Here is a 26,026-nt window from a genome sequence, read left to right on the forward strand (position 1 = left end):
AAACATATGCCTACCACAGTTGTCATTGCCGACGATCACCCCGTGGTTTTGCAGGGGTTGGCCGGCCTCATCTCTGCGAACCCCGGGTTTACCGTTGTGGCAACCAGCACGGACGGCGTTGAAGCCCTCGACGCCATCCGCGAAAAGCGCCCGGATATCGCGGTTGTGGATCTCAATATGCCACGCATGACCGGTCGTCAGGTGATCGCGGCCGTGATGAGCGAGTCCCTGGCGACGAGGATAGTGCTGTTGACGGCTGCGGCGTCCGACGCAGAACTTTACGACACGATAGAGGCTGGCGCGGCAGCGGTGATAATCAAGGATGTCGGAATTGAAGTGCTCCTGGATTGCCTCAAGACCGTTGCCGCCGGCGGAACATGGCTTCCAGAGAACGTGCTTGGGCCTGCAATAAATCGCGAATCCCAGCGTCGCCAGGAATGGCGGCAACTTTCGGCTGAACTAACAGCGCGTGAACTGGATATCGTCAGACTTGCGCTGGACGGAACAACGACCAAGCAGATCTCATTCGATCTCGACATCACCGTTGGAACGGCCAAGGTGCATATGAGCAATATCTTTCGAAAGTTGCGCATTTCATCGAGGAGCGAATTGATCAAGTTGGCCTCAGGGCAGCTATAGCGCGGCCCGACTGATCAACCGACCCTTGCTATGACCGCAGTTAAATAGGCAGCGAGCCCTATCGCTTGTACAAAAGGGCGTCTTGGAGCCAGCCTCCAAGGCTTTATGGTCGCGCTATCGATCCCCCACCCTACGATCGATCGGCGCGGCCACCTTTTGTCTGCCCGCGTCACCGAGTTCGTGTTGCGGCGTTCTGGATCACGATAGCCCATGGAGCACAAAGCGATCGGAGCAAGGCCACAGGTCTCGCCGGCTTCCCGAAGATCGCCGAATATGCGACGTGCGTCGTAAACTCCGTGGCTTGCTCTGTAGGAAGCGCGGATGAGATCGAGTAGCCAGGCATCTTTCTCTGGCGTGGTCGCTGACGCGTGGAGCCATGCTTAGGAACCCTGCTTGGGCAACACGTAAGACCCGGCACATCAAAGTGATCGCGTAGTCGTAACGTTGCTCGTTCATGAAGCGGTACTTCACTCGGGTTCCCTGGCAAGGTACCGCGCGGCTTCCTAAGAAACAGCAAACTCGACGTCGCAGGGAACAGCCTGCAAAACGAAGCCCAGCGATTTTGCGCGCCGCCTCAGATTGGCGAGGACACCGATGCGATATTGTTCCTCATAGTGGTCGGCACCCGGATCCCTACAGGTCACGCCGTGCCTGAGGGTGTTGTAGAACAGCACCGCAATTTTTGCCTTGCCCTCACGAGAGGACAGGCGACGATAAAGGCTCCGAGCGCCGTATCGCGCGCCCGCTAGTCTAAATTAGTCTAATTGCAACGTTCCGAGGAATCGAACATCGCATCGCGAAGGCCGATGGAAGCATCCAGTGCTCGAAGAGGTCGATGTTGGAGCGGGTAGCGGGTAGCGGGAATCGAACCCGCATATTCAGCTTGGACGCTGTAATGCGCTCTCCTTCTACCCGACCGACAGCCAGGATAACGTTCGAAGGAGCCACGCGGGGCCGACAACGTACGATCACGACTTGACCGATCTAGCCCAGTTTATTACCGATGGAAGCGCTGCGGGCATGGTGAAAAGGTATCACAGGAGCCTTCCAAGCTCTTAGTGCGGGTTCGATTCCCGCTGTCCGCTCCAGCAGCTTAGATCCCAAGCCAATCTGCATGATCACTTCCGGTGATATCAGGCACCGGCGCTACAAAACTATCGCCGAGGGGAAGAATGTCTTTGACGCCTGGCACGAGTTGCGCCCGAGAGCGTTGCCTGGCCAAGCTCAACTGAAGAAGGTTCCTTTGCCAGTTTCATGACACGATAATTCGGTGTGGCAATTGTCTGGGCCAAAGCTTCGACGCACGGAATCCCATTCTCTGATGCTTCATCCTCGCAGCTAAAGCGACACAAGGCTTTTCCTGTCTTTGTCTTTAGGCTTCTGATTAGATCATAAACTCTACCGCGCAAGCCTTCGTGATGTTCTGGACGCAATGTGCTGCGAGAATGCACTCCAGCTAGCTGAGCAGCGGGCTACATTACTTTGCCATCAAATTTTCTCCGAAGATCGGGTATCACACGGGATAGTTATTCATCCGACTACTTGCAAAGCACGAATTTTGATTCGAAACTATATGCGGGTATCCACTCGGGACGAGTGGTTGGGTAAGATGGGAATATCTGCTTTTCATGGAGCGGCTTTCAAGATTTCCGGGATTCCGGAAGTCGCGCTAATGGGCAGCGCAACCACACCCTTACCCGGTGTGTGGGGAGCCATCTACGCAACCGACCGCAATGCGCTTCCCAGTCAATCGCCAGAATGGGGTGCCGCCGTCACGGCGTCAGGACGATATAGTGACCAAACGCTGTGCTATGAGTTCTCGGGCGGACGCCGCGCAATTCTGCCTCTCTTTTGCAGCGGGTCGATATTCGGTCAGTATGCTTCCGCAGCGTCGCCACCGAACGCCTGGGGTTTCGGCGGGCCAATTGCGGACGTCGCGCTCGATGCAGCCCACTTGAACGCCATACTTCGCGACCTCGCAAACCGCTTTTTCATGCGTATTCAGCTTCGGCCCAACCCACTTGCAGCAACCCTCTGGGCGGAAGCCGTACCAACCGGCTGGATCTCACGTCCGCGACTGGCGCATGTGCTCGATCTATCGACGGGATACGAGGCGATCTGGAAATCCTGCTTTCGTGCCGACACGCGTACCCGGATCAGGCGGGCGCAAAGAGCGGGCGTGGAAGTCGAGACTGGACAGGACGAACGGCTCGTCGACGAATTTCACTTGCTGCTTCAGAAGTCTTTCGAACGATGGGCACACATTCAACGCGAGCCGTCGGCGCTTGCCCGCTGGCGAGGCCTTCGACGTGATCCGCGTTCGAAATTCATCGGCATGGCCACGGCCATGGGATCGAACTTCCGTGTCTCGGTTGCCCGACTTGGTGGGGTGCCAATCGCGGCCATCGTGGTTCTGATGGGCCGTCAAGCACACTATACGCGCGGCGCAATGGATGAGAATCTCGCTGGCCCCACCTACGCCAACTATCTGCTCCATTCGATGGCAATCAAGGACGCCTGTGACCGTGGATGCACCCACTATCACCTTGGCGAGACAGGAAATTCGGCCTCGCTTGCGCAATTCAAGTCGCGGTTCGGAGCCGTGGCTGTGCCTTATGCCGAGTATTTTCGCGAGCGCTTGCCGGTGTCCGCCATAGACGGTGCAGCGCGGCGTCTCGTCAAGCGTCTGATAGGGTTCCGGGATGGGTAAATCCACTTTCGGCAGCCTTGCGTTAGTGATCTCCCTGGTGAGTTCCAGTTCGATCGCAGAAGAAGCCCCCAGCGGCCCGCACGGCGGCGAAGGACGATGGGCCTTGGTTTTCAATGACCAATTCAATGGCAACCGCCTCAATCTCAAAAAATGGACCACCTGCTACTGGTGGAACAAGAACGGCTGCACGAACCTCGGCAACAATGAACTGCAGTGGTACCGGCCCGAGAACGTCTCCGTTGCCGGCGGGCTGCTTCGGCTTGAGGCCCGCCCGCAAAAGGTGCGCGGCCACAAAAATGCAATCTTCAACTATACCTCCGGCATGGTAACGACGGGCCGGGACTACGATGAACTCCCCAATCCGTCTCGCGCCCGGTTTTTATACGGCCATTTCGAAATACGGGCGAAAGCGCCGATCGGACAGGGTCTGTGGTCGGCTATATGGCTGCTGCCAGAGAGCCGGGAATCGCGGCCCGAGATAGACGTGATGGAGGTCCTCGGGCACACACCCGATCAGTTGCGCATGCATTTCCACTATCTCACCGATAAGGGCGAACCTCAAAGTCCCGGTGAAACAGTAAAGACAGCCGACCTTACGGCAGACTGGCACCTCTACGGGCTCAGCTGGGAGCCAGGGCTGATCGTCTGGTATCTCGATGGTGTCGAGAAATGGCGGTTCAGCGACAAGAGCCTGGTTCCCGACGAGGAGATGTATCTGCTGATCAATCTGGCTGTCGGCGGGGATTGGCCTGGCCCTCCAGACGAGACCACCAAATTTCCGGCAGAATACCTGATCGACTATGTCCGGGTCTGGCAACGGGTTGAAGGATGAGCGCTCTGACCAGCAATCGCATAGGCGCGCCCTATCCAGGCAGTGCGGTTCTCAAGTCGCTGTCGGCGTTCATTTCCAGCACCATGGACGTGCCCTTGATCCGCAATGGCTATGCGCTGCTCGCGAGCGCAGGCCTGACTTCTGCGCTTGGCCTTGTCTATTGGATACTTGCCGCACGCCTCTATTCGGCCGAACAGGTCGGCGTCGGCGCGGCGCTGATTTCGACGATGTTGACGCTCGGAAATATATCGCAACTCAATCTCGGCAATCTCCTCAACCGTTTCCTGCCGACTGCCGGCGATCGTTCAGTGCGACTGATCCTGTTTGCATATTCGGCAGCGGCGATCGCAGCATTGTTGATATCGGCCGGATCTCTGTTCGTCATCACGCGTCTTGTCGATGAGCTCGAATTCCTGGGCGGCCAACCCTGGACGGCAGGCGGCTTCGTTGTAGCCACGGTGGCCTGGACGCTCTTTGCGTTGCAAGACAGCGTGCTTGCGGGCCTCAGGCGATCCACCTTCGTACCCATCGAGAATGCAATTTTCGCGGTATCCAAGATTGCTCTGCTTGTGATCTTCGCCGGCTCATCGCTGATGGGATCGGGCCTCTATGCGGCCTGGACTTTGCCGCTGCCCTTACTGCTCGCATTCGTCAATTGGTTTGTTTTCACACGTTTCATCCAGTGCCACATTGTGGCGTCGGCAAGTTCGGTTGATCTGGGTTGGAAGGCCGTAGCCAGATTCTACGGTTGGGACTATCTCGGCACGATAGCGTCCATGACCGCCATTGGGGTCGCCCCGCTGCTGGTCCTTCATTTCCGCGGGGCGGAAATGCTGGCCGGATACTATATTGCCTGGGAGATCGCCTACAGCCTTTATCTCATAGGCCGGTCTATGGGCGTCTCCCTGCTTGCCGAAGCCGGCTTTGACCGGCTGCGGTTGAAAAGCCTGATGGCTGATTCATTCGTGCATACTATGCTGCTCCTGACGCTTGCCGTGGCATTGTTGATCGCCGGCGCGCCGCTGATGATGGGTTTGTTCGGCCCCGCTTATTCGGACAGCGCAACCACGCTGCTACGTATCCTTGCCTTGTCGTGTCTGCCGTGGGGCTTTGTCACGATCGCCCTCGCCATAGCGCGCGCCCAGGGTGAAACATTCGTGGTTGCGCTTGCCCAACTCTTCACCATGACGATCGTGCTTGGCGCAGGCGCTCCACTTCTTTGGGCCTATGGCACGATCGGCATGGGGATCGCATGGCTTGCCGCGCATTCGTTGGTGGCGGCCGGCATCATTGCTTATGCGATGTCCCGCTTTGGAAAGGACATAATTCTTGAAAGCATCTTGCGTGTGGGGTCAGCACTCGCGCGCTTGAGGGCGGCTCTTGGACCGAGCATTGTTGCATCTCAGGATTTGCCGCCGCTCCCCCCGCTGCTTTCCCGGACAGGCGTTGCCGGTGCCGAACGATGGCTGCCGCTCGTTGAATTCCGCAGGGAAGGCGATGTTCGCACCATCCTGGTCGGCGAACGTTCCGAAGGGTCCGGCAGCAATGGTGTTCGCGGCGAGGTCAAAAAGCCGCGCGCGGTATGCAAGATATCGACCAGCCGTGAAGGCGTGAACGCCATCATGAGACACCTCGAGCAAATTGAGGGCCTGAAGGCGGACGGGCGCCTGCATAGTCTCGACGTCCTGCTGCCTGAACTCCTGGCAGTGGAAAAGGGCCCCGACTTCGCGGGGCTCGTAGAGCGGGCGCTACCGGGACATGACGGGCGAAAAATCCTGCAAATCCCCGGCGAGCGCACTGAATCGATGGCGTCCGCAGCTAGCATTATTACCGAAATTCACCACCGGTCCGCTCAAGCGACAACTATCGATGAAACCTGGATCGATCGTTGGATAAGTCGTCCCTCAGAGAGCTTACTGTCGGCAGTGAATATGGTTTTGAACCCACCCGAGCGAAGGGAAGCAATAGAGGCCTTCCGTAGGGAGCAGGCCCTGTTCTGGAGTGGCCGGTCCATACATCTGGGGCGAGGTCATGGAGATTTCTGTCCGGGCAACATTCTGTTTGCACCCCGCAAGAATTGCGTCAAACCAGCCGCCAGAACCTACGCGGCGGACGTGACAGCCATCGTCGACTGGGAATCCGCCACGGAGGATGCGCCGCCAGGTCTCGATCTCATCTACCTGTTGTTGACGGCACGCGCCCTGCACAGCGGCGACGATCTCGGTCACGTCGTCCGCGGCATCCTGTTGCGGCCCCGTTACACGGACGAGGAGATGAAATGGCTACACGTTGCCGAATATGGATGGGAGACGGCCTACGGCCCGATGCACGATGAGGCTGCAATCAGGGCCATCTGCGGACTGGCATGGCTCCAGCATGTTTCGTCCAACCTTGGCAAGACTTCTCAATTTGCGCGGAAGAGGCTTTGGGTCGCTGTCAACGTCGATCGAGTACTGCAACTGTTTCTGCATCCGAAGGTAATCCAATGACCTGCGGGGGAGTTTCGTGATGGCGTCGGGTCCTTTCCTCGAAGCAGGCAAGGCCGAAGGAAAATCGGCCGTCAGTGAATCCGATCTGCCAAACGCGGCCCCAAAAGACAGGAAACGAAAATTCTCCGAATGCTCCAAGACGATCGGCGTAAACAGCACGCCACGGGCAGCGCATGACACCAGCAAGCCAATTGCAGTCAAAAAGAGACGTAAGCCGAACCCTAGCCAAGCAGTCAGCAAGGAGATCCGGGGCTCCCGGATCGACAACACGGGGCGCGCTGATCCTGATGTGGACAGCAGTATCGCTGTTCCCGGCATCCCGGCTCCGGCAGTTGTGTCGGGCGCGGAGATATCATGGCCTATCGCAAGGCCACGCGAGCAAACGCCGGCCGCTCGTTACTTGGTCCATGTAAACGACGTTTCGCTGTTCTGTCTGTCTTTTGCGATCGTGTTGTGGTGGCTCGTGCTGTCGACGCTCGACCCCGACGGTCTTACTGATCTCGGGTTGATTTCGATCCTTCCCCCAGCCTTTTTCGGCTGTCTGGCGCTACTCTCCATCGGATTCGTGCTTTCGCTGAGGCAAGGTGCCCAAGGGCTGCTCCCCCTTCTGCATTTGGGTGCGCTGGTTTTCGTCCTGCACGGGACACCGGCGATCGCTTATGGAACGCTGCGATACTCATGGGCGTGGAAGCATCTCGGCATCGTCGACTACATCCAACGTCACGGCACAGTCGACCCGGTTGCCGCTTTTCTTCCGGCCTATCACAACTGGCCTGGCTTCTTTTTCGTGGCCGCCTGGATCGGAAACCTGTTCGGCCTAGGTTCGCTGGATCTCTCCTATATCGTGCGGTTCACCCCGGTGTTTATCAATCTGGGGCTTCTGTGGGCGCTCACCCTCCTCTTCAGGCGCCTGACCGACGACAGGCGCCTCGTCATGGCCGCCATGTGGATATTCTTCATCGGCAACTGGGTCGGCCAGGACTACTTCTCGCCGCAGGCTGTCGCTTTCCTGCTGCACATACTGCTGCTTGTGTTGTTCCTTGGACCTCTGCGGCGCGAGGTTCCCGCAACCGGGTTGATACATCGCATCACCCTGCAAGTGCGGACCCTCGGCCTCGGCGGGCGTTCAACGGAAATGCAGGTTCGCCCCTACAGCCCGCTGCAGCGAAGCCTGCTTTCAATTCTGGCACTGTTGCTGATTATAGCGATTGTCGTCACGCATCAGCTCACCCCGTTCGTGGTGATTTTATCCGCGGCGGCCCTCGTCATGATCGGCCGCCTGAGCATCGGTTATCTGGTGTTCGCAGTGGTTGCCGAGCTTTCCTGGCTTCTATATTTCGCAGCCCCTTTCGTGGCGACGCAACTGGCCGGCGAGTTGGAAACGCTAGGCGCGATTTCCGAAGCGAGCCAAAAGTTTGCTGACACAGCCGTTGTCAGTCCCGAGCGGGTGCTGGTTGTGTGGGTTGGCCGCGCCTTATCTGGCACAGTCGCATTGTTGGCGGTTTTCGGCGGGCTGAGAAGGCTCGCAATCGGTTTCCGGGATATCCCGGCGATCGTTTTAACATTGGCGCCGTTCCCGTTGCTCGCTCTCGCCTATGGCGGCGAAGCCGTCTTCCGCGTCTATCTGTTTGCAATGCCGTTTCTCGCCTTTTTTGCGGCGAACTGTTTTTTCCCGTCGCCTAAGCATGGGACGTCCGCTTACTGCGGAGGCCTGTTCGCGATCCTCGGGTTCGTCGGGGCGATCGGGTTCCTGTTCGCAAACAACGGGAAAGACCGCGAGTATCGTTTTGCACCAGATGAAGTGGCGACCGCGTATTGGCTCTATTCAACTGCGCCGGCCGGCTCTCTTCTGATTGAAGGCGCTCGAAGCTATCCGTCGCAGTTCCTCAATTACGAGAATTTCACCTATGTTCCTCTCTCCGAAGAGAGCGACGAGGTCAAGGCGCGCATTGTTGCCGATCCAGAGAAAATCCTCGCCCGCTGGTTGAGCGACGAGACGCGGACGGAGGCCTATTTCTTTATCACCAGCAGCCAGAAAGCTTATCTGGAAGCCCAAGGGATATTACCCCCCGGAGCGGTCGACCGCATTGTAAAGACCTTGTTGGCCTCCCCGAGATTTACCCTCGCCAAGTCATCCCCGAATGCCAAGGTGTTCAAGCTCTTCCGCCAGCCGCCTTCCCGCGGGTTGAACTGAACCTGAGGCGATCAAACCGTAGTCCGATCACACAGCGTTGGGCTGGAAGTTTTTCTTGCGAGGACGCGTTGCTTCGAGTGACAAACGCCTCTTTCGCCGACGCCGCTCAGGACTGTCAGAGGCGGTGTGCTGGAGATATTTTTCCCAATTGAGCGCGTCGGCGACGATGCGGTCAAGGTCGTCGTAAATCGGTCTCCAGCCAAGCTCTTGGCGGGCAAGCTCCGAGTTGGCGATCACCGCCGGCGCGTCGCCGGGACGGCGGGCGGCAATGCGGACATCGAAATCCGCGCCATGCACGCGGCGCACGCTGTCAATCACCTCCAGCACCGAATAGCCGTGGCTGTAGCCGCAATTGGCAGTCAGGCTGTCGCCGCCGGCGCGCAGCCGCGCCAGCGCCAGCCGATGCGCCGCGACAAGATCGCTGACATGGATATAGTCGCGAATGCAGGTGCCGTCCGGCGTCGGATAGTCGGTGCCGTAGACCTGCATCCACGGCCGCTTGCCGGTCGCGGTTTCGCAGGCGACCTTGATGAGATGGGTGGCGCCGGGCGTCGACTGGCCGGTGCGGCCGCGCGGATCGGCGCCGGAAACGTTGAAATAGCGCAGCGCCGTATAACGCAGGCCATGTGCGGCGGCGGTGTCGCGCAGCATCCACTCCGTCATCAGCTTGGACACGCCGTAGGGCGATTCCGGCTTCAGCGGAGCGTCTTCGCGCACCGGCTCCAGTCCGGCGCCACCATAGACGGCAGCGGTCGAGGAGAAGATGAAATGCGGCACGTTTTCCCGCACCACCGCTTCGAGCAGCGAGCGGGTCTTCGACGTGTTGTTCTCGTAGTAGCCGAGCGGGTCGGCGACCGATTCCGGCACCACGATCGAGCCGGCGAAGTGGATGACTGCATCGACCTTGTGCTTGCGGATGATCGAGGAGACCAGCCCGATGTCGCCGACATCGCCGACGACCAGCTTCGCCTCGGGCGCGACCGCCCATTCGAAGCCCGTCGACAGCCGGTCGAGCACAACGACATCCTCGCCGGCATCCAGCAATTCCCATACCATATGGCTGCCGATATAACCGGCACCACCCGTCACAAGAACGGTCATGTTGTTACACCGCCTGCTTCTGTAGCGACGACATAATCTTTCTCCCCTCGCGAAAGCTCCTACAAGCAAACGCGAAATCCGATACATTTGCAAGATACTCTGGACGCAAGTGATTTTTTATTCAAAATAAAATTTTTCTACTCAAACTACAAATATTTGCACTCAGATTAAATGCTGACCTGCCACTGAGTTTTTCCTCCACCAGGAGTTAGATTCCGGCCTCGATCGAAGGACGGACAGATGAAGCGTAAGCGAGACACCTATGGGCGGAGTGCTCGGCGCGTAGGTTGGAAGGATCGAAGACATCCATTCCGCCTACAGACTTGCGGGCGAGTCCACCCTCTGCTTCCCTGCGGCATGACCCCTGTGGCCTGATTCGGACGCTAGCTCCGGTGGAGTCCTCGCCGACCATCAGAGGTAAAAAACTCTGCCGGCCACTGCGCTGAGTGCATTTCAGGAGAAACGTCAATGAACACCGCGACAAAGCCAGCAATATCAGAGATGAGGCCGAAGATAGCCGTCATTGGAGTGGGTGGTGGCGGTGGAAACGCGGTCAACAACATGATTGCGCAAGGCCTGCAGGGCGCGGAGTTCATCGTTGCCAATACCGATGCCCAGGCGCTCACCATGTCGAAGGCATCAAGGCTGATCCAGCTGGGTGCCCATGTGACGGAGGGTTTGGGCGCCGGGTCCCTCCCCGACATTGGCCGTGCCGCCGCCGAAGAATCGATCGACGAGATCATGGATCACCTGGCGGGAACGCACATGTGTTTCGTGACCGCCGGCATGGGCGGCGGAACCGGAACCGGTGCGGCCCCTGTCATAGCGCAGGCCGCTCGGAATGCGGGAATACTGACGGTCGCTGTCGTCACAAAGCCGTTCGTCTTCGAAGGGAAACGTCGGATGCAGTCGGCCCACGAAGGCATAAATCGGCTTCGCGAAAGCGCCGATACGGTGATCGTCATACCGAACCAGAACCTGTTCAGGATCGCCGATGCCAAGACAACGTTCGCGGACGCCTTCTCGATGGCCGATCGTGTCCTCTATTCTGGCGTCGGTTGCGTCACCGATCTCATCGTCAAGGAAGGGTTGATCAATCTCGACTTCGCCGACGTGAAATCGGTTATGTGCGACATGGGGCGCGCGATGATGGGCACCGGGGAAGCGACTGGCGAAGGGCGCGCCAAGAAGGCAGCTGAGGCGGCAATTGCGAATCCGCTTCTCGACGAAGCTTCCATGATCGGCGCCAAGGGCGTGCTCGTCTCGATATCGGGTGGCATGGACATGACGCTGTTCGAGGTCGATGAAGCCGCTACCCGCATCCGTGAAGAGGTTGACGATGATGCCAACATCATCGTCGGTGCCATCTTCGACAAAGCACTTGAAGGAAGCTTTCGAGTATCGGTCGTCGCAACGGGACTACGACAGATGATGGAAGCGTATCCGGCCGCAGAATCACACCGAAACGTGGCTTGAACCGCAGCGTCGTCGACAGTCACGCTTTTGCGCTGGTTCCCGCGCCTGGCTTACAGCGTTCCGGTTGCAAAGCCGGTCAACGTTGACAGCTTCCGGGATACGATCTCGGATCATCGCGCATCGAGATTTGCGTATCCGAATACTCATGCCGCGATGTCGTCCCGGATGCAGGCCTTCAGATGCCCGCCAGACGTCTCGCGCAGTTCAGGCACGACATTTGCGCAGGCTTCGATCGCATGTGGGCAGCGCGTGCGGAACACGCAACCCGACGGCGGGTTGGCCGGGCTTGGTATGTCGCCTTTCAGGATCTGGCGCTCGTGCCTGGTTGACGGATCAGGCGACGGAATCGCCGAGAGCAGCGCCCGCGTATAGGGGTGCTGCGGGCGGGCGTACAGCTCGGCAGACGGCGCGACTTCCATGATCCGCCCGAGGTAAAGCACGATCACCGTGTCGCAGATATACTCCACCACGGCGAGGTCATGGGAGATGAACAGCATCGTCAAGCCGAGCCGCAGTTGCAGATCGCGCAGCAGATTGATGACCTGTGCCTGGATCGAAACGTCGAGGGCCGAGACAGGCTCGTCGGCGACGATGAACTGCGGCTCCAGCGTCAGTGCGCGTGCGATGCCGATGCGCTGGCGTTGCCCACCGGAAAATTCGTGCGCGTAGCGGTCAAAGGCATCGGCCGGGAGCTCAACCGCAGCAAGTGCCTTCCGGGCTCGCTCACGGCGTTCCGCACGAGTGCCGATGCGCTGAATATCGAGGCCTTCTGTCAGAATCTGGCCGATCGTCATGCGCGGCGACAGGCTCGCGAAGGGATCCTGGAAAATATACTGCATGTTCCGCCGCTGGCGGCGCAGGTCGCCGGCACCGAGCTTGACGATGTCCTTACCGTCGAACAGGATTTCGCCGGATGTCGGCTCGATCAGCCGCAGCACGGCGCGACCGATGGTCGTCTTGCCGGAGCCGGACTCGCCGACCAGCCCGACCACCTGGCCACGCGGGATGTCGAAAGAGACGTCCTGCAGCGCCTTTACCACCGGGCCGCGCGAAAAGGCGGAGGGCGCGTAGTGCTTGGTAAGCTTGCGGACGGAGAGGAACGGCGCTTCCATGCTCAGACCTCCTGCCAGCGGATGCAGCGGCTCTTTTGGGTCGGTGTCGCCGGAAACAGCGGCGGTACCGCCGCGCGGCAGGCGTCGACCGCCATCGGGCAGCGCGGGGCAAAGGAGCAACCCGTCGGCAACATCGCCAGCGACGGGACGTTGCCCGCGATCGTCGGCAGCGGTGTGCCGGCCGCGCGCAACGCCGACGCCTGGCCGAGTTTCGGAACAGAGCGCATCAAGCCGGCGGTATAGGGGTGCCGCGGATGTGCGAACACCTCGCTGACCGGGCCGGTCTCGACGATGCGCCCCGCATACATGACCGCGACGCGGTCGGCGATCTCCGCCACCACGCCCAGATTATGGGTAACGAACAGGATTCCCATGCCGCGTTCGGCTTGGAGCGTCGCCAGCAGATCGAGGATCTGCGCCTGGATGGTCACGTCCAGTGCCGTGGTCGGCTCGTCGGCGATCAGCAGCGTCGGATTGCAGGCCAACGCCATGGCGATGGTGGCGCGCTGGCGCATGCCGCCCGATAGTTCGTGCGGATATTGCTCCGCCCGCCGTGCCGGGTCGGGAATACCGACCTGCGACAGCAGGCGAACGGCCTCGGTCGTCGCCTCGCGGCGCGATCTGCCCAGATGTATCCGGATTGGCTCGGCGATCTGCTCGCCGATCGTGTACACCGGGTTGAGGCTGGTCATCGGTTCCTGAAAGACAATGCCGATGTCGTTGCCACGGACCCGGCGCAGGCTTTCCTGGTCCAGCCCGGTCAGTTCCGTCAACGAGCCGTCGCGCCGGCGCACCGAAATACTGCCGTCGGCAATCTTGCCGATCTTGCGGGGCAAAAGCCCGATGATCGACAGGCTGGTCACGGATTTCCCCGATCCCGACTCTCCGACCAGCGCCACCGTCTCGCCGGAGCCGATCGTCAGATCGACGTCCTGGACGGCGGCAATGTCGCGTCCCGCTATGCGGAACACCGCGCGCAGGCCGGAAATCTGGAGGATGGGAGCGTCCACGGTCAGCGAAGCAGTCCGACGTCGCGCAGGATAGCGTCAACCTTTGCCGTTTCTTCCTGGTTGAGGCTGCGCTGCGGCCGCGCCATCGTGTTGTTGGTGATGATGCCGAGGCTGCGCATGGCGGTCTTGAATGCGCCGACGCCAGCCGAACCGGCGCTGGTCCGGCCGAGCGAAATCCAGACGATCTCGAACAGCTTCAACAGGCGCTCCTGCTCCTTGCGGGCTTCTTCGTGTTTACCGGCCTGGACGAGGTTCCACAGGCGCACATAGCCATGCGGATCGACGTTGGCGATGCCCGGCACGACGCCATGCGCGCCCATGGAGAGTGCGGTATCGACCATGATTTCGGAGCCGGTCATGCCGAAGAAGCCGGCGTCGGCGGCCATGTCCTTCAGCACATAGCGCAAATTGCCGTCGTCGCCGCTCGAGTCCTTGAGGCCGGCGATCACGCCGTCCCTGGCGAGCGTCACCGTGGTCTTGCGCTCGAGTTTCACATGCACGCATACCGGGATATCGTAGGCGATGATCGGAATGTCGACCGCATCCTTGATGTAGCGGAAGTGATCGATGATCTCCGGCTGGCTGGTGCGGGTGTAGAACGGCGCCGTCACCACGATCGCGTCCGCCCCGGCCGCCTTGGCGATCTTCGAATGGGTGATGACGCGGTCGGTGGTCGGGTCGATCACGCCGGCGAAGATCGGCACGCGTCCGTTGTTGACCTTCACCGCATGCTCGATGATGGCCTTGCGGCCCGCCTCGTCATGGAAGACCACCTCGCTCGTCGAGCCGAGGACGAACAACCCGTGCACGCCCCCTTCGATGAGGTTCTCCAGCGTCCTGGTGAACGATGGAGAGTCGACTGTGAAATCGGCGTTGAGCGGGGTAACGACGGGCGGCACGACGCCGGTAAAAAGGGGCATTTTGAGTACCTTCAATTGAGATCTGAGCGAGGATCGAAAGCGTCCCGGAATCCGTCGCCCACGAAGTTGATGGCAAGGACCGTGAGGACAAGGGCGGCGCCCGGGAACATCCATTGCCAGGGATATTGCTCGAGGACGACGGTGGAACGGGCAAGGTTGAGCATGTTGCCCCAACTGGCTTCGGGCGGGGCGATGCCGAGACCGAGGAACGACAGGCCGGCTTCCAGCAGGATCGCGTTGGCGATCTGCAAGGTCGCGTAGACGACCAGGATATCGATGGTGTTGGGCAGGCCGTGGCGGAACAGGAGATGCGGCAGCCCTGCCCCCATACCACGCGCCGCGATGACGAAATCGCGCTCCCGCAGTTCCATCAGGCGAGCGCGGATCATGCGCGAAAGCACAGGCCAGGAAAGCAGCGAAATGACGAGGATCGTTGGGGCGATGCCGGTTCCGGCGATCGAGGCCAGCACCAGCAGGAAGATTACCGGCGGCAAGGTCATGGCAAGATCGACGAAACGCATCGCGGTTGCATCGACCACACGGCCGCCGAAGCTCGAGGCGGCGCCGACGAAGAAGCCGATCACGGTCGAGATCGCCACCGAGCAGACGGCGACCAGCATCGAAATCCGTCCGCCCTGCATGAGGCGCGCGAACACGTCGCGGCCGACGCCGTCGCTGCCCAGCCAATGCGCCGCCGACGGCCCCTTGTTCATCGCTTTCAGGTCGATCGCATTGGGGCCGTACGGCCACCAGAGATGATAGGTCGAGACGGCGATCAGTACCGGCACCAGGATGATCAGGCCGGCCCGCGCCGCCCGGTTCTCGAAGAAACGGTCCAGGGCGCGGCGCAGCGGCCCCTTGGTCTTGTGCACCGGCTCGGCGGTATTGATTCCGGCCACTGTCATCAAGACACCTGGATGCGTGGATCGACGAAGGCGTAGGCCACATCGGTCAGGATGTTGACGAGGATGACGCAGGCGCCGATGACCAGCGTCGCACCCATGATGACCGGGTAGTCGCGCGTGCCGACGGCGTTGACCAGCAGCAGCCCCATGCCCGGCCAGTTGAAGACGCTTTCGAGGAAGATCGCGCCGCCGACCGCGATGCCGATCGTGGAGCCGATCAACGTGATGACCGGCAGGAGCGCGTTGCGGGTGGCATGCTTGATGATGACCCAGAACTCGCGAACGCCCTTGGCGCGTGCGGTGCGGACGTAATCCTGGTTGAGGACTTCGAGCAGCGAGGCGCGCATGTAGCGCATGATCAGCGCCGCGTGTCCGATCGACAGCAGGCAGGCAGGCAGGATCAAATGTGCAAGCACATCGGCGGCCGAGAAAGGCGCACCCGCGGTCTGCATGCCGCCGGACGGCGCCCAGCGCAGCAATACCGAAAAGAAATAGAGGCCAAGCAGCGCGGTCAGGAATGCCGGGCTCGATATGCCGACGAAGGACAGCACCGACATTGCAATGTCGGGCCAGGCATTGCGGCGGACGGCGCTGTAGATGCCCGTTGCGATACCGACGATGATGGCGATGACGAGCCCCGCCCCCATCAGCAACGCGGTCGGTCCGATGCGCTCCATCACCAGCGGGAGGACTAGCACGCCGCTGCGCTGGATGGAGTATCCGAAATCGCCGGTCGCGGCAGCGAGCAACCAGGCGAGATATTGGAGCGGCAGCGGCTGGTCGAGGCCGAGGCGATCCCGCAGCGTTTCGAGATCGGATGTCGACATTGGCACCGAAGGATTGATGTAGGCGTCGATGGGATCGCCTGGCGCGAGGCGCAGCAGGATGAAGATGAGGACGCTCAAGGCGACCAGCATCAGCAATCCAGTGGCGCAGCGGCGGGCGATGAAATTCAGCATCGGCTTTCCGTGGATGGGAGCGGGGCCGGCCCTGGAAAGAGCCGACCCCACCGGCGGGAGGGAGACCCCGCCAGGTTTTGGCTTACTGGATGTCCCAGCGTTCGGGGTGGGCGGCGTAAGGCCCGCCAGCCGGTGCCGGTGTCCAGACGAAGTCCTTCAGCCTGGTGGAGGCGATGCCGTAGCGGTTGGCTACCCACAAAGTTGCCCAGGGCAGTTCCGCGTTCATCGCCTTGCAGACGTCCTGCCACGCGGCATCGAGCTTCGAAGCGTCGGTTTCGCCGAGCGCCTTGTCGAACGCGGCACTGAGGCCGTCGAACTCGATCCGCATGGTGTTGAAGCCGTCCGGCGGGATCTGTGACTTGTTCAGGCCTGGATTGAGGCCAGCCGGATTCGGGCCATTCTGCAAGCCTGCATAGACCATCGCAAACTCGTTCCAGTCCGGCGTGCCTTCCTTGTAGACGATGCCGTTGTAGGTCGGCGTATCGACGACACGCGGCACGACGTTGATGCCGACCTGCGCCAACATCGACTGCACCGCAGCCATCACGTTGGCGGCCTGCGGCGAGCCATAGTAAGTCAGCAAGGTAATCGGCTTGTCGCCGTTTATGTTCGCCCACCCCGCCTCGTCGAGAAGCGCTTTAGCTTTTGCCGGATCGTAGGCGTAGGCATCGAGTCCCTCGGGAATCAGATGCGGCGCGACATAGCCGCAATTGGCCGGCTTCGCGGCACCTCCATACAGGCTCTCGATGATCGCGTTGCGGTCGATCGCATACATGATCGCCTGACGCACCTTAAGATCCTTGAACAGCTCGACCTTCTGGTTGAGGCCGATGTAGTTCACGACGTAGGAATCGCCCTCGATAACCGAGAAATTGGCGTCGGTCTTGAAAGAGGCCGCATCGTCCGGCTCGACATAGGTGAACTGGATTTCGCCGGCGCGCAACGCGGCAACCGCAGCGGCCGGGTTTTCGAAATAGCGGTTGATCAGCACGTCGACCTTCGGCTTGCCACCCCGATAGTCGTCGTCGGCTGCCAGTTCGACATACTGGTCGGTGACGTATCTGTTGAACTTGAACGGACCGGTGCCGACCGGCGTCGTCGACCACCAGGTGCTGTTTGCGAGGGACTCTGGCGCAATGCTCGCCAGCGCATGCTCGGGCAGGATCAGCACCTGCGAGATGATCGACAGGAACGAGCCGTTCGGCTTCGATAGCTTGATCATGACAGTGCGGTCGTCCGGCGCCTCGACCGAGGCGATGTCGCCAAGGCGGGCGGCAAAGAGACTGCCCGACGCCTTGTTCTTGGCGAGCTCGAAAGTGAACTTTACGTCCTTGGAGGTGAAGGGCTTGCCGTCGTGCCAAGTCTCCTCGGCGAGATTGAACGTGTAGGTGAGCTTGTCGTCGCTGACCTTGTAGTCCTTGGCGAGCGCGCCTTCGAGCTCGGTCAGCCCGGCGTTCCATAGCAGCAGCGGCTCGTAGTAGGTGCTGAGCCAGGTAAAGCCGCCGGTCGAAATGAGCGGGTTGAAATTCTTGGGCAGACCGCCCGGTCCGACGTCGAAGCCGCCGGCAATGGTCTTCGGGCTCTGTGCCTGCACGATTGTGGGCAAGCCGGTGCCAATCAGCAGCGCGGCTGCGATGGCGAGTGATCTGATACGCATTCTATTCCTCCCTTGGCAGTGTCAGATGGTGCGGTTTTTGGCGATGACTTGCTGAATTCCTCTGTAGTGATCGTCGAGCCGGTGACGTGCCCGGTCGACATCCTTGGCTGCTATTGCCTCGACGATCTCGTGATGATCGCGCCAGGTGGCGAGCGGCGTCGGATTGTCGAGATTGGTGAAGTCCGAGGCCTTGTTGAAAGCCACCCAGAAGATGTCGATGAGAGCGCTCAACATGTGGTTGTTCTGGCAGCGGAACAGCATCTGGTGAAATTGCTGGTCCTCTTCAGCAAAACTCTCGTTGCGATCCGCCCGCTGGCGCATGCTTTCGGTCAGCCGGCGAAGCTCAACGATGTCCTCGGCGCTGATCATTTCGACGGTCTTGGCGATCAGGCCGGTTTCGAGCACGCGGCGGATTTCGCGCAATTCCTCGACGTCGCGTAGCGAGTCCTGGAGTCCGTAAGCCAGATTATCGAGCAGCGGTTTGAAGGAGAATTCCTTGACGAACACCCCGATGCCGCGCCGGGTCTCAAGGATGCCGATCGATTCCAGCGCCTTGATTGCTTCGCGCACGGAATTTCGGCCGACTCCAAGCTGTTGTGCAAGAAACGTCTCGGGCGGCAGCGGGTCGCCGGCCTTCAGGCTGTTGGTCTCTATGTAGTTGCGCAGGCTCTCCTGCACCGAGACGTGCAGCAACGGCGGGCGGCTTAGCGGTTCGATCGATTTCACTACCGGCATTTCGCAAATCCTGCTCCGCTCCCTCGGTCTTTGGCACCATCGCTCGAGGTTAGCGACTTGTCGTATAGCGACTTGTAGGATATCCTGCAAGTTATTAGAGGAAATGCCCGCACCATGAAGATTCTGCTCGCCGGCACGAGCCACTGGCATGCCGCAATGCACCTTGATGCCGCCCGCTGGTGTGGCGCCGAAATCGTCGGGGTATGGGACGAAAGCGCCGGGCACGCGCGCGGCTTCGCGCTTCGCAATGCGGTCGTTGCAATCGAAAGCTTCGACGAAGTATTGCACAGGCGGCCCGACGTCATTTTGCTGATGGGGCACCCTCATCAGGTGCCCGCCCGCGCCCGCTCGATCATCGAGGCAGGCATTCCCCTCATCCTGGAAAAACCCGCCGCCCCGGCAGCCGCGCCACTCGCGGAAATGCAATATCTAGCGCATGAAAACCGCGCGTTCGTCGCCGTGCCGCTGCCCAATCGCTTCGGTCCGGCCGTGACCGCGTTCGAGCGCCTGCGCTCCGAAAACCGTGCCGGTAAAATAGCGCATGGGCATTTTCGCGTCGTCAACGGCCCGCCTGAACGCTACGCGGAAGACGGCGTCTCGTGGGTCACCGATCCGGCTATCGGCGGTGGTGGCGCGCTCCGCAATCTCGGCATCCATGGCGTCGATGCCGCGCTGAGCCTAGCCACCGGCAAACTCTCGCTGAAGTCGGCAAGCATCGGCAATCGCATCCACGCCTCCTCGCCTGTCGAGGACTATGCCCTGTTGATCCTCGAGGACGAGAGCGGCGCCGTATTCACGGTCGAGGCGGGATACACCTTTGCCTCGATGCTGCCTGGCGGCGACTTCGAGTGGCGCATCGTCAGTGCCAACGCGACGCTCATCGACCGCGGCGACACGGCGACCTGCTGGACGCTTGATGACAAGGCGAAGGTCGACCTTCCGGTTGAACTCCCCGCGACGCGCTACCGGCTATGCATGCACGACACTTTTCGGCGGCTCGCCACCAACACGCCGCCGGCCATCTCAATCGACGACTACGCGGCGGCCATGTCCATGATCGACGCAGCATATCTGAAGGCAGGAAGATGATCGGAATAGGAATTATCGGCGCGGGCGACTTCGGCGCAGCACATGCACGCGCAATCAGGGAAGTCGATGGGATACGCGTGGTGGCCGCATGCCGCGAGAACCAGGCTGCCCTCGGCGCATTTACCAAGGAATATGGCGGCAGCGCCTACACGGATTGGCGCAAGCTGCTCGATGATCCGCAGGTCGATGCCGTCGTCATCGCCACGCCGCATGCACTCCATGCTGAAATGGCGATCGGCGCCGCGCAGGCCAGAAAGCATATCCTGCTCGAGAAGCCGATGGCGCCGACGGTTGCTGCCTGTGACGCCATCAACGCCGCCGTGGCAAAAAGTGGCGTCAGGCTGATGGTCGCTCACCTCATGCACTTCTCCAAGCCCTGCATGGCCGCGAAGAAGATTATCGAGGAAGGGACGATCGGCCGGCCACTGATTGCGTCGAGCTGGATGATTAAGCTCTGGATGGAGCACAACCGCCGCGGCTGGCACCTGCGCTACGGCACAGGCGGCGGCATGCTGATGACGGCAGGCATTCATGCGCTCGACCGCCTGGTATGGCTGATGGACGACGACGTCACTTCGGTCAGCGCCATGATCGGCGCGAAGTTCCACCAGCAGGAAGCCGACGATACGTCCATGATCGGTCTCCGCTTCAAGAACGGGGGGCTCGGCCAGGTGCAGAGCGTCGGATATCGCAATGGCGGCGTCACCTTCGAGATGGACCTCGTCTGCGAACACGGCACGCTGCGCATCGACATGGACAGTGGGACGAAGATCGGCCGCGACGCCAAGTGGCAGGACGTGCCGGACTCCTTCGAACCCGCCTGGATGCACAATGCGGTGAAGCGCGAATGGGCGGCGCTGCGCGACGCCATCGTCGACGGCAAGCCAATTCCGGTTACGGGCAGCTACGGCCGCCAGATCATCGGCATTATCGAGGCGGCTTACGCCTCGGACAAGTCACGCCGCGAGGAACCCATCGCCAATGCGAAATGACCTTCACATTGAGCGGGATCGACTATGAGCATCGCCGAGTTGCCCGCCAACGCACCGCGCGGCACCTGGGGTGCCGTCATGCTGGCAATCGATAGCAACGGCCGGATTGACTGGAACGCCACCGAGGAAACGATTGGCCGCCTGGCTGCTTCGGGCGTCGATGGCATCTATTCCAATGGCACCGCCTGCGAGTTCCACTGCCAGACCGAGACCGAGTTCGAGCGCCTGAGCGGCCTCGTCGCCGCCGTCGCCAGCCGCGCAGGCGTTCCGTTCCAGATCGGGATCAGCCAGTCCAATCCGCGCGTCGCCCGCGACAGGGCGGCGCGTGTCCAGCAGCTTGGTTCATCCGGCCTGCAATTCACCTTGCCGGACTGGTGGCCGCCGAGTGACGACGAGGTGGTGCGCTTCGCTTCGGGGCTCGCCGAAGCCGCACCGGACGTGCCGCTGATCCTCTACAACCCGCCGCACGCAAAGCGGCGGCTGACGATCGCCGGGATCGTGGCCCTCCGCGCCGTTGTCCCGTCGATCATCGGGGCAAAACTGCCGGGCGGCGGCGAGGAATGGTTCACCGAGATGCGGCGTGAACTGCCGGGTTTGTCGGTCTTCGTGCCTGGCCACACGCTGGCTTCCGGCTATGCGCAGGGCGCGCATGGCAGCTACTCCAACGTCGCGTGTCTCAGCCCCACCGGCGCCGTTGCCTGGTGGAGCCAGATCCAGGCCGGCGACCCTGCGGCGACCGAACTGCAAACGCGCATCCAGTCGTTCATGATGGATCACGTCATCCCTTTCCGGACGCGCTACAACGTCAGCGACGCCGCCCTGGACAAGTCGCTGGCCGCTGCCGGCGGCTGGGCGCCGCTCGGCCCTCGCCTTCTGTGGCCCTACACGTCGGTGCCGGATGAGGAGATTCCGATCCTCGCCAATGCCGCGCGGCGCAGCTTCCCGGAGTGGTTCTAGGCGCGCTTCGGCTCTCCGGCGAAGCCCTTTGCCAGCGCGTCGTCAATCGCCGGCGCGGCATAACCGTACTCGGCCAGGATCTCGCGGGTGTGCTCGCCGACCAGCGGTGCGGGACGTTCGATCGCCGCCGGCGTCTCCGACAATTTGACCGCCGGGGCAACAACCTTCACTTCGCCCGCCGTCGGGTGGGTGTAGGACGATATCATGCCCATGTGCTTCACCTGCGGGTCCTGCTCGGCCTGCAGATGCGTCTTCACCTCGCCGCACCAGATGTCGACGGCGAGCATGGCATCCAGAAGATCGGCGGTGGTCCAGTTTCGCGTCAGCGCCGCGAGCCTGGCCCACACCTCGTCGCGCTTCTCGAACAGCGTCCTGGGGTCGTCATAAGCCAGCAGCGACTCATCGCCGAGGACGCCGACAAGCTTCTTGTACGGGCTCATGGCGATGGTCACATAGCCGTCCGACGTCGGGTAGACGCCGAACGGCGCATCCATGCCGGGATGTCCGATGCCCGAATTGGGACGCTTGAAGTCGCGCTCGAAGTTCATCGCGGTCAGCATCTCCTGACCCTGATGCGCCAGCATGCCGGAGAGCAGATCGACCTTGACCTGCTGACCCTTGCCGGAGCGCTCGCGCCAGTAGAGGGCCGTCAGGATGCCGTAGACCATGTTCATCGCGCCGATCTGGTCCGAAAAGCCCGAACCCACCGGCACCGGCGGACCATCGCCGCGTCCGGTCGCGGCAGCGATGCCGGTCAGTCCCTGCAGCAGCATGTCCTGACCCGGCCGGCTCAGATATGGCCCGCTCTCGCCGTAGCCCGAGCCCGAGCAGTAGATGATGCGCGGATTGATCCTGCGAAAATCCTCGTAGCCGAAGCCCAGCTTGGCCATAACGCCTGGACGGAAATTCTGGACCACGACGTCAGCCGTTTCCGCGATCTTGTAGAGCATGGCCTTCGCGTCCGGTGCCTTGAGATCCAGTGCCAGCGACCGCTTGTTCCGGTTCCAGGCTAGGAAGTTGGGGCTTTCGGTCCCGCCCACCCATTGATTGTTGAAGGTCAGCGTGCGGAACATGTCGCCCTGCCCCGGCCGTTCGACCTTGATCACGTTGGCGCCCATGTCGGCCAAAAGTTGCGTGCAGAACGGCCCCTGCAGCAGATGGCTGAAATCGAGGATGGTGACGTCGGAAAGAGCTTTGTCGGTCATGCTTTGCCTTTTCGGATTCGGAGGGGCCTGCGGGCTGCGGCTCTGGCCGCCTGCCAGAGATCGTGCAGCCGGCCGATGATGGCGGAAGCTGGGGTGGCGTCGCCGAGCGCCTCGCGGATCAACGCGGCGGCGGCCGTCTGGAATGCGATGTAGCCGTCGAAGCGCGGCCTCACCCACGCCTGCTCGGCAGTCTCCTGCGTGTCGCGATAGAAATTCCCCCAAGCGGCGTTGACGCTCCCGCTCGTCCAGGCGGCGCGCGACGAAGGTTGGCCGTCATGGTCCGGGATGAACCCCTGCTGGGCGCCTTCCGACATCAGCCAGCGCAGATGGTCGAGTAGCGGCTTGTCGGGTTGCGTGCCGCTGGTGATGCCGATTCCAGTGCCGCCGAGCACACTGCCTCGTCGCCCACCGAGACGCGGGGCGTTGGAGAAGGCGACGCGGCTGCGGTCGCCACTCGCCACCGCATAATTCACGTAACCGAACACCAGCGGCACCAGCGTGATGCCGGCGCGGCGGGAGATCGCTTCGAGCAAGGCGATGGGGTTCATCGTTTCACTGCCGGCCGGCGCCCTGGCGGCCAACCGGCGCAGACGCTCGAGCGCCTCGCAGCCGGCCGCATTGCCGATAAGCTCCTCTCCGCCCGGGTCTTCTCCGAGCGAGATGCAGAGCGACAGGAACGTCAGCACGGCATGCGGCCCGGCGACCGAGATGGCGACCGGCGACCGCTCGGAAACAGCCATCACCTCGTCCCAGCTGTCGGGTGCGGCAACCACAGTATCCGGATCGCGCGCCATGACCTGCATGGCGATATCCAGCGGCAGCGCATAGTGGCTTCCCTCCCAGCGATAGCTGGCCAGTGCGGCGCCGATGCTCCCCCGGCCGCACGCTGCGATCTCGCCGGCGTCGAAATGGGCCTCCAACGGCTGCAGGCAGTCGTGCGCCACCGCCTCGCCGATATGCGGATGGTCGAGCACGAGAAGATCGAAGCGGGCGGCAAGGTCGGCGATCGGGTGGCTCTCGAAACCCTCGAGCGGCTGGCGCGACCAGCGCAGCAGGCCGTCGCTCTTTTCCGCTGCCGCCTCCAGTGCGCGATAGCCGCGCGGATGATCCCAGGTCAGACCATGAAAGCCGCTCATCGCGAGGCCTCGTACAAGGCCGGTGCGGATGTGTCGGTTTCGACGCGCGTGATATGCCAGCGCCCGAGATTTGCAGTGTAGAGCGCCGCTCCGTCGAAGGCTATGTTGGTCGGATGCGCGAAGAGATGCGCCGTCTCGTCCTCGATGTAGATTTGTGCCACACCCCCGCCCGGCGGAATGCGCAATATGCGCGACGGCTCGTAGCAGCCGACGAACAGAGCACCCTGGGCATCGAAGGCGATGCCGTCGGGCAGGCCGGGAAGATCGCTGGCATAGACCTCCGACCAACCAGCCTTGCCGTCTTCGGTAATGGCGATACGCGTGACACCGCGGGCAAAGGTTTCGCAGACGAAAAGCGCGTCATCGCGAAGCGCCATGCCGTTGGCAAACAGGAATGGCCCGGCATGCCAGACATCGCCTTCGCCGCTCTCCAGATCATAGGCCCAGACACCCGGCCCAGCTTCCTGCTGGTCATGGCTGTTGGAAACATAGAGCCTACCACGGGCGCGATCGACGACCGGGTAGTTCGGGACACGAATGCCAGGCCTGGTGAAACGTTCGAGCCTTCGCGTCGCGAGATCCAGGCGGAACACGGCCGCGTGCTTCAGGTCGCAGACAAACAGCGAACGGTCGCCATCGAAGGCCAGGCCGAGCACGAAGCCGCCGGTCGACGCCACTTCCTCGATTGCCGAGCCATCGGGGGAAATGCGCAGAATCTGGCCGTTCTCGCTGCCACACCAGACATATCTGTCTGGCCCGACAGCAACACCCTCGGGATGCTGCAGGCGGGGCGTCGATAACACGCCGTCGAAGAGCACCCTGGCGCGTGACAGTGGGAGCATCGCATTCATTGCCCCGCCTCCGCCAGCCGTAGACCGGTGTCATGGTGAAATACATGCAGTTTTGCCGGGTTGAGGCGGATCGCGATCTCTGAGCCGATTGCGCGCCCGCCTTCCGGCCCGACCTTCACATTGACCAGGTCATTACCGACGGTGATACCGAGAAGGACGCTGTCGCCGAGCAATTCGGAGGAGTAGACACGCCCGCGCAGGTCGCCTTCATCCGCGCCTACCACGCTGACATCCTCCGGGCGCACGCCGAGCACCACAGGCCCGCTGTGGCCGGCAAGTACCATGGAACCCGCATCATGGCTGAAGCGGCCATCCGAAACGGTGCCTGCCAACAGGTTCATCGGCGGCGAACCGACGAAGCCCGCGACGAAGATATTGCCCGGACGCGCATAGATCTCGGCCGGCGTGCCGGACTGCTGGATGCGACCGTCCTTCATGACCACGATACGATCCGCCAGCGTCATCGCTTCGGTCTGGTCGTGGGTGACATAGATGGTGGTGGTGGCAAGGTCGCGTTGGAGATGCTTCAGCTGCGCGCGCATCGACGTGCGCAGCTTGGCGTCGAGATTGCTCAGCGGTTCGTCCATGAGGAACAGCCGCGGCGTGCGCACGACGGCGCGCGCCAGCGCCACGCGCTGGCGCTGACCGCCCGACAGCTCGGCCGGACGGCGGTCGAGCAGGCTCGAAAGCTCGACGCGCGCCGCAGCCGCCTTGACCCGCGTCTCGCGCTCGGCTCTTGGCAGACCACGGACCTTGAGCGGATAGCCGATGTTCTGGGCCACCGTCATATGGGGGTAGAGGCCGTAATTCTGGAACACCATCGCGAGATCACGGTCGCGAGCGGGGCGGTCGTTGACGCGTGCGCCGTCGATCAGGATGTCACCGGCGGTGGGATCCTCCAGCCCCGCGATCATGCGCATCGTTGTCGTCTTACCGCATCCGGAAGGTCCGAGCAGGACGAGAAATTCGCAATCGGCGATTTCGAGCGACAGATCCTGCACGGCATTGAAGGCGCCGAAGATCTTGGCGACATGGTGGAGCGATACGGTAGCCACGA

At 61.6% G+C, this 26,026-nt stretch carries 22 protein-coding genes and 1 tRNA gene; 10 read left to right on the forward strand and 13 right to left on the reverse strand.

The genetic code is table 11. The annotated features are described in order from the left end of the window. The first annotated feature begins 6 nt into the window (after nt 1-6). Nucleotides 7-639, forward strand: a complete 633-nt coding sequence (locus OHD58_RS12310; RefSeq protein ID WP_263803638.1) for a response regulator — start codon at nt 7-9, stop codon at nt 637-639. 503 nt (nt 640-1,142) lie between these two features. Here OHD58_RS12310 and OHD58_RS12315 read toward each other — a convergent pair. Further along, nucleotides 1,143-1,313: a hypothetical protein gene (locus OHD58_RS12315; protein ID WP_263803639.1), complete on the reverse strand. Its 171-nt coding sequence runs from the start codon at nt 1,311-1,313 to the stop codon at nt 1,143-1,145. Nucleotides 1,314-1,653: 340 nt separating this feature from the next. Between OHD58_RS12315 and OHD58_RS12320 the strand changes: the two genes are divergently transcribed. The 5 genes from OHD58_RS12320 to OHD58_RS12340 all read left to right on the forward strand — a co-directional run bounded on the left by OHD58_RS12320 (nt 1,654) and on the right by OHD58_RS12340 (nt 8,864). After that, nucleotides 1,654-1,727, forward strand: a tRNA-Gly gene (locus tag OHD58_RS12320). Between the two features lie 521 nt (nt 1,728-2,248). Further along, complete coding sequence (locus tag OHD58_RS12325) at nt 2,249-3,349, forward strand: GNAT family N-acetyltransferase (protein ID WP_263804208.1); 1,101 nt, start codon at nt 2,249-2,251, stop codon at nt 3,347-3,349. After that, nucleotides 3,342-4,181, forward strand: coding sequence for a glycoside hydrolase family 16 protein (locus OHD58_RS12330; protein WP_263803640.1), 840 nt, complete (start codon nt 3,342-3,344; stop codon nt 4,179-4,181). The genes OHD58_RS12325 and OHD58_RS12330 overlap by 8 nt, the downstream gene beginning before the upstream one ends. Beyond that, nucleotides 4,178-6,670 (forward strand): phosphotransferase, encoded by a 2,493-nt coding sequence (locus tag OHD58_RS12335; protein WP_263803642.1) that lies wholly within the window; start codon nt 4,178-4,180, stop codon nt 6,668-6,670. The genes OHD58_RS12330 and OHD58_RS12335 overlap by 4 nt, the downstream gene beginning before the upstream one ends. 19 nt (nt 6,671-6,689) lie before the next feature. Further along, nucleotides 6,690-8,864: a hypothetical protein gene (locus OHD58_RS12340; protein WP_263803643.1), complete on the forward strand. Its 2,175-nt coding sequence runs from the start codon at nt 6,690-6,692 to the stop codon at nt 8,862-8,864. A 27-nt stretch (nt 8,865-8,891) separates the two neighbouring features. Here the strand turns inward: OHD58_RS12340 and galE are convergent, their stop codons facing one another. Next, nucleotides 8,892-9,965, reverse strand: coding sequence for a UDP-glucose 4-epimerase GalE (galE, locus tag OHD58_RS12345; RefSeq protein WP_263803644.1), 1,074 nt, complete (start codon nt 9,963-9,965; stop codon nt 8,892-8,894). A 468-nt stretch (nt 9,966-10,433) separates the two neighbouring features. Between galE and ftsZ the strand changes: the two genes are divergently transcribed. Further along, nucleotides 10,434-11,441, forward strand: a complete 1,008-nt coding sequence (ftsZ, locus tag OHD58_RS12350; RefSeq protein WP_263803645.1) for a cell division protein FtsZ — start codon at nt 10,434-10,436, stop codon at nt 11,439-11,441. Nucleotides 11,442-11,584: 143 nt separating this feature from the next. On the opposite strand, the gene OHD58_RS12355 is transcribed toward ftsZ, so the two are convergent. The 7 genes from OHD58_RS12355 to OHD58_RS12385 all read right to left on the reverse strand — a co-directional run bounded on the left by OHD58_RS12355 (nt 11,585) and on the right by OHD58_RS12385 (nt 18,739). Further along, a complete protein-coding gene (locus tag OHD58_RS12355) occupies nt 11,585-12,553 on the reverse strand; it encodes an ABC transporter ATP-binding protein (RefSeq protein ID WP_263803646.1) in 969 nt (322 codons plus the stop codon). 2 nt (nt 12,554-12,555) lie between these two features. Further along, a complete protein-coding gene (locus tag OHD58_RS12360) occupies nt 12,556-13,563 on the reverse strand; it encodes an ABC transporter ATP-binding protein (protein ID WP_263803647.1) in 1,008 nt (335 codons plus the stop codon). Between the two features lie 2 nt (nt 13,564-13,565). Next, on the reverse strand, nt 13,566-14,483 hold the full coding sequence (locus tag OHD58_RS12365) for a dihydrodipicolinate synthase family protein (protein WP_263803648.1): 918 nt from the start codon (nt 14,481-14,483) through the stop codon (nt 13,566-13,568). An 11-nt stretch (nt 14,484-14,494) separates the two neighbouring features. After that, the gene (locus OHD58_RS12370; RefSeq protein WP_263803649.1) at nt 14,495-15,388 is read right to left on the reverse strand and encodes an ABC transporter permease; all 894 of its coding nucleotides are present in this window, start codon (nt 15,386-15,388) and stop codon (nt 14,495-14,497) included. Further along, on the reverse strand, nt 15,388-16,347 hold the full coding sequence (locus OHD58_RS12375; protein ID WP_263803650.1) for an ABC transporter permease: 960 nt from the start codon (nt 16,345-16,347) through the stop codon (nt 15,388-15,390). The genes OHD58_RS12370 and OHD58_RS12375 overlap by 1 nt, the downstream gene beginning before the upstream one ends. 82 nt (nt 16,348-16,429) lie before the next feature. Then, a complete protein-coding gene (locus tag OHD58_RS12380; protein WP_263803651.1) occupies nt 16,430-18,004 on the reverse strand; it encodes an ABC transporter substrate-binding protein in 1,575 nt (524 codons plus the stop codon). A gap of 21 nt (nt 18,005-18,025) precedes the next feature. Further along, complete coding sequence (locus tag OHD58_RS12385) at nt 18,026-18,739, reverse strand: FadR/GntR family transcriptional regulator (protein ID WP_263803652.1); 714 nt, start codon at nt 18,737-18,739, stop codon at nt 18,026-18,028. 114 nt (nt 18,740-18,853) lie between these two features. Here OHD58_RS12385 and OHD58_RS12390 point away from each other — a divergent pair, with 114 nt between their 5' ends. Genes OHD58_RS12390 through OHD58_RS12400 form a run of 3 tightly spaced genes read left to right on the forward strand, consistent with a single transcriptional unit; the run spans nt 18,854 to nt 21,777 of the window. Continuing rightward, nucleotides 18,854-19,828, forward strand: coding sequence for a Gfo/Idh/MocA family protein (locus OHD58_RS12390; protein WP_263803653.1), 975 nt, complete (start codon nt 18,854-18,856; stop codon nt 19,826-19,828). Beyond that, nucleotides 19,825-20,820: a Gfo/Idh/MocA family protein gene (locus tag OHD58_RS12395; protein WP_263803654.1), complete on the forward strand. Its 996-nt coding sequence runs from the start codon at nt 19,825-19,827 to the stop codon at nt 20,818-20,820. Before OHD58_RS12390 ends, OHD58_RS12395 begins: the two co-directional genes overlap by 4 nt. Before the next feature lie 24 nt (nt 20,821-20,844). Continuing rightward, nucleotides 20,845-21,777 carry a dihydrodipicolinate synthase family protein gene (locus OHD58_RS12400; protein ID WP_263803655.1) on the forward strand — a complete coding sequence of 311 codons (933 nt, stop codon included), beginning with the start codon at nt 20,845-20,847 and terminating at the stop codon, nt 21,775-21,777. Here OHD58_RS12400 and OHD58_RS12405 read toward each other — a convergent pair. The 4 genes from OHD58_RS12405 to OHD58_RS12420 are packed head-to-tail and all read right to left on the reverse strand — an operon-like array spanning nt 21,774 to nt 26,024. Further along, on the reverse strand, nt 21,774-22,982 hold the full coding sequence (locus tag OHD58_RS12405) for a CaiB/BaiF CoA transferase family protein (protein WP_263803656.1): 1,209 nt from the start codon (nt 22,980-22,982) through the stop codon (nt 21,774-21,776). The genes OHD58_RS12400 and OHD58_RS12405 overlap by 4 nt on opposite strands. Next, nucleotides 22,979-24,118, reverse strand: a complete 1,140-nt coding sequence (locus tag OHD58_RS12410) for an extracellular solute-binding protein (RefSeq protein WP_263803657.1) — start codon at nt 24,116-24,118, stop codon at nt 22,979-22,981. Before OHD58_RS12410 ends, OHD58_RS12405 begins: the two co-directional genes overlap by 4 nt. Then, a complete protein-coding gene (locus tag OHD58_RS12415) occupies nt 24,115-24,969 on the reverse strand; it encodes an SMP-30/gluconolactonase/LRE family protein (RefSeq protein ID WP_263803658.1) in 855 nt (284 codons plus the stop codon). Before OHD58_RS12415 ends, OHD58_RS12410 begins: the two co-directional genes overlap by 4 nt. Next, nucleotides 24,966-26,024 carry an ABC transporter ATP-binding protein gene (locus OHD58_RS12420; protein WP_263803659.1) on the reverse strand — a complete coding sequence of 353 codons (1,059 nt, stop codon included), beginning with the start codon at nt 26,022-26,024 and terminating at the stop codon, nt 24,966-24,968. The genes OHD58_RS12415 and OHD58_RS12420 overlap by 4 nt, the downstream gene beginning before the upstream one ends. Nucleotides 26,025-26,026 lie beyond the last annotated feature (2 nt).

Origin of the sequence: Mesorhizobium sp. ZC-5 (genome assembly GCF_025753855.1) — a bacterium.
GTDB lineage: Bacteria > Pseudomonadota > Alphaproteobacteria > Rhizobiales > Rhizobiaceae > Neomesorhizobium.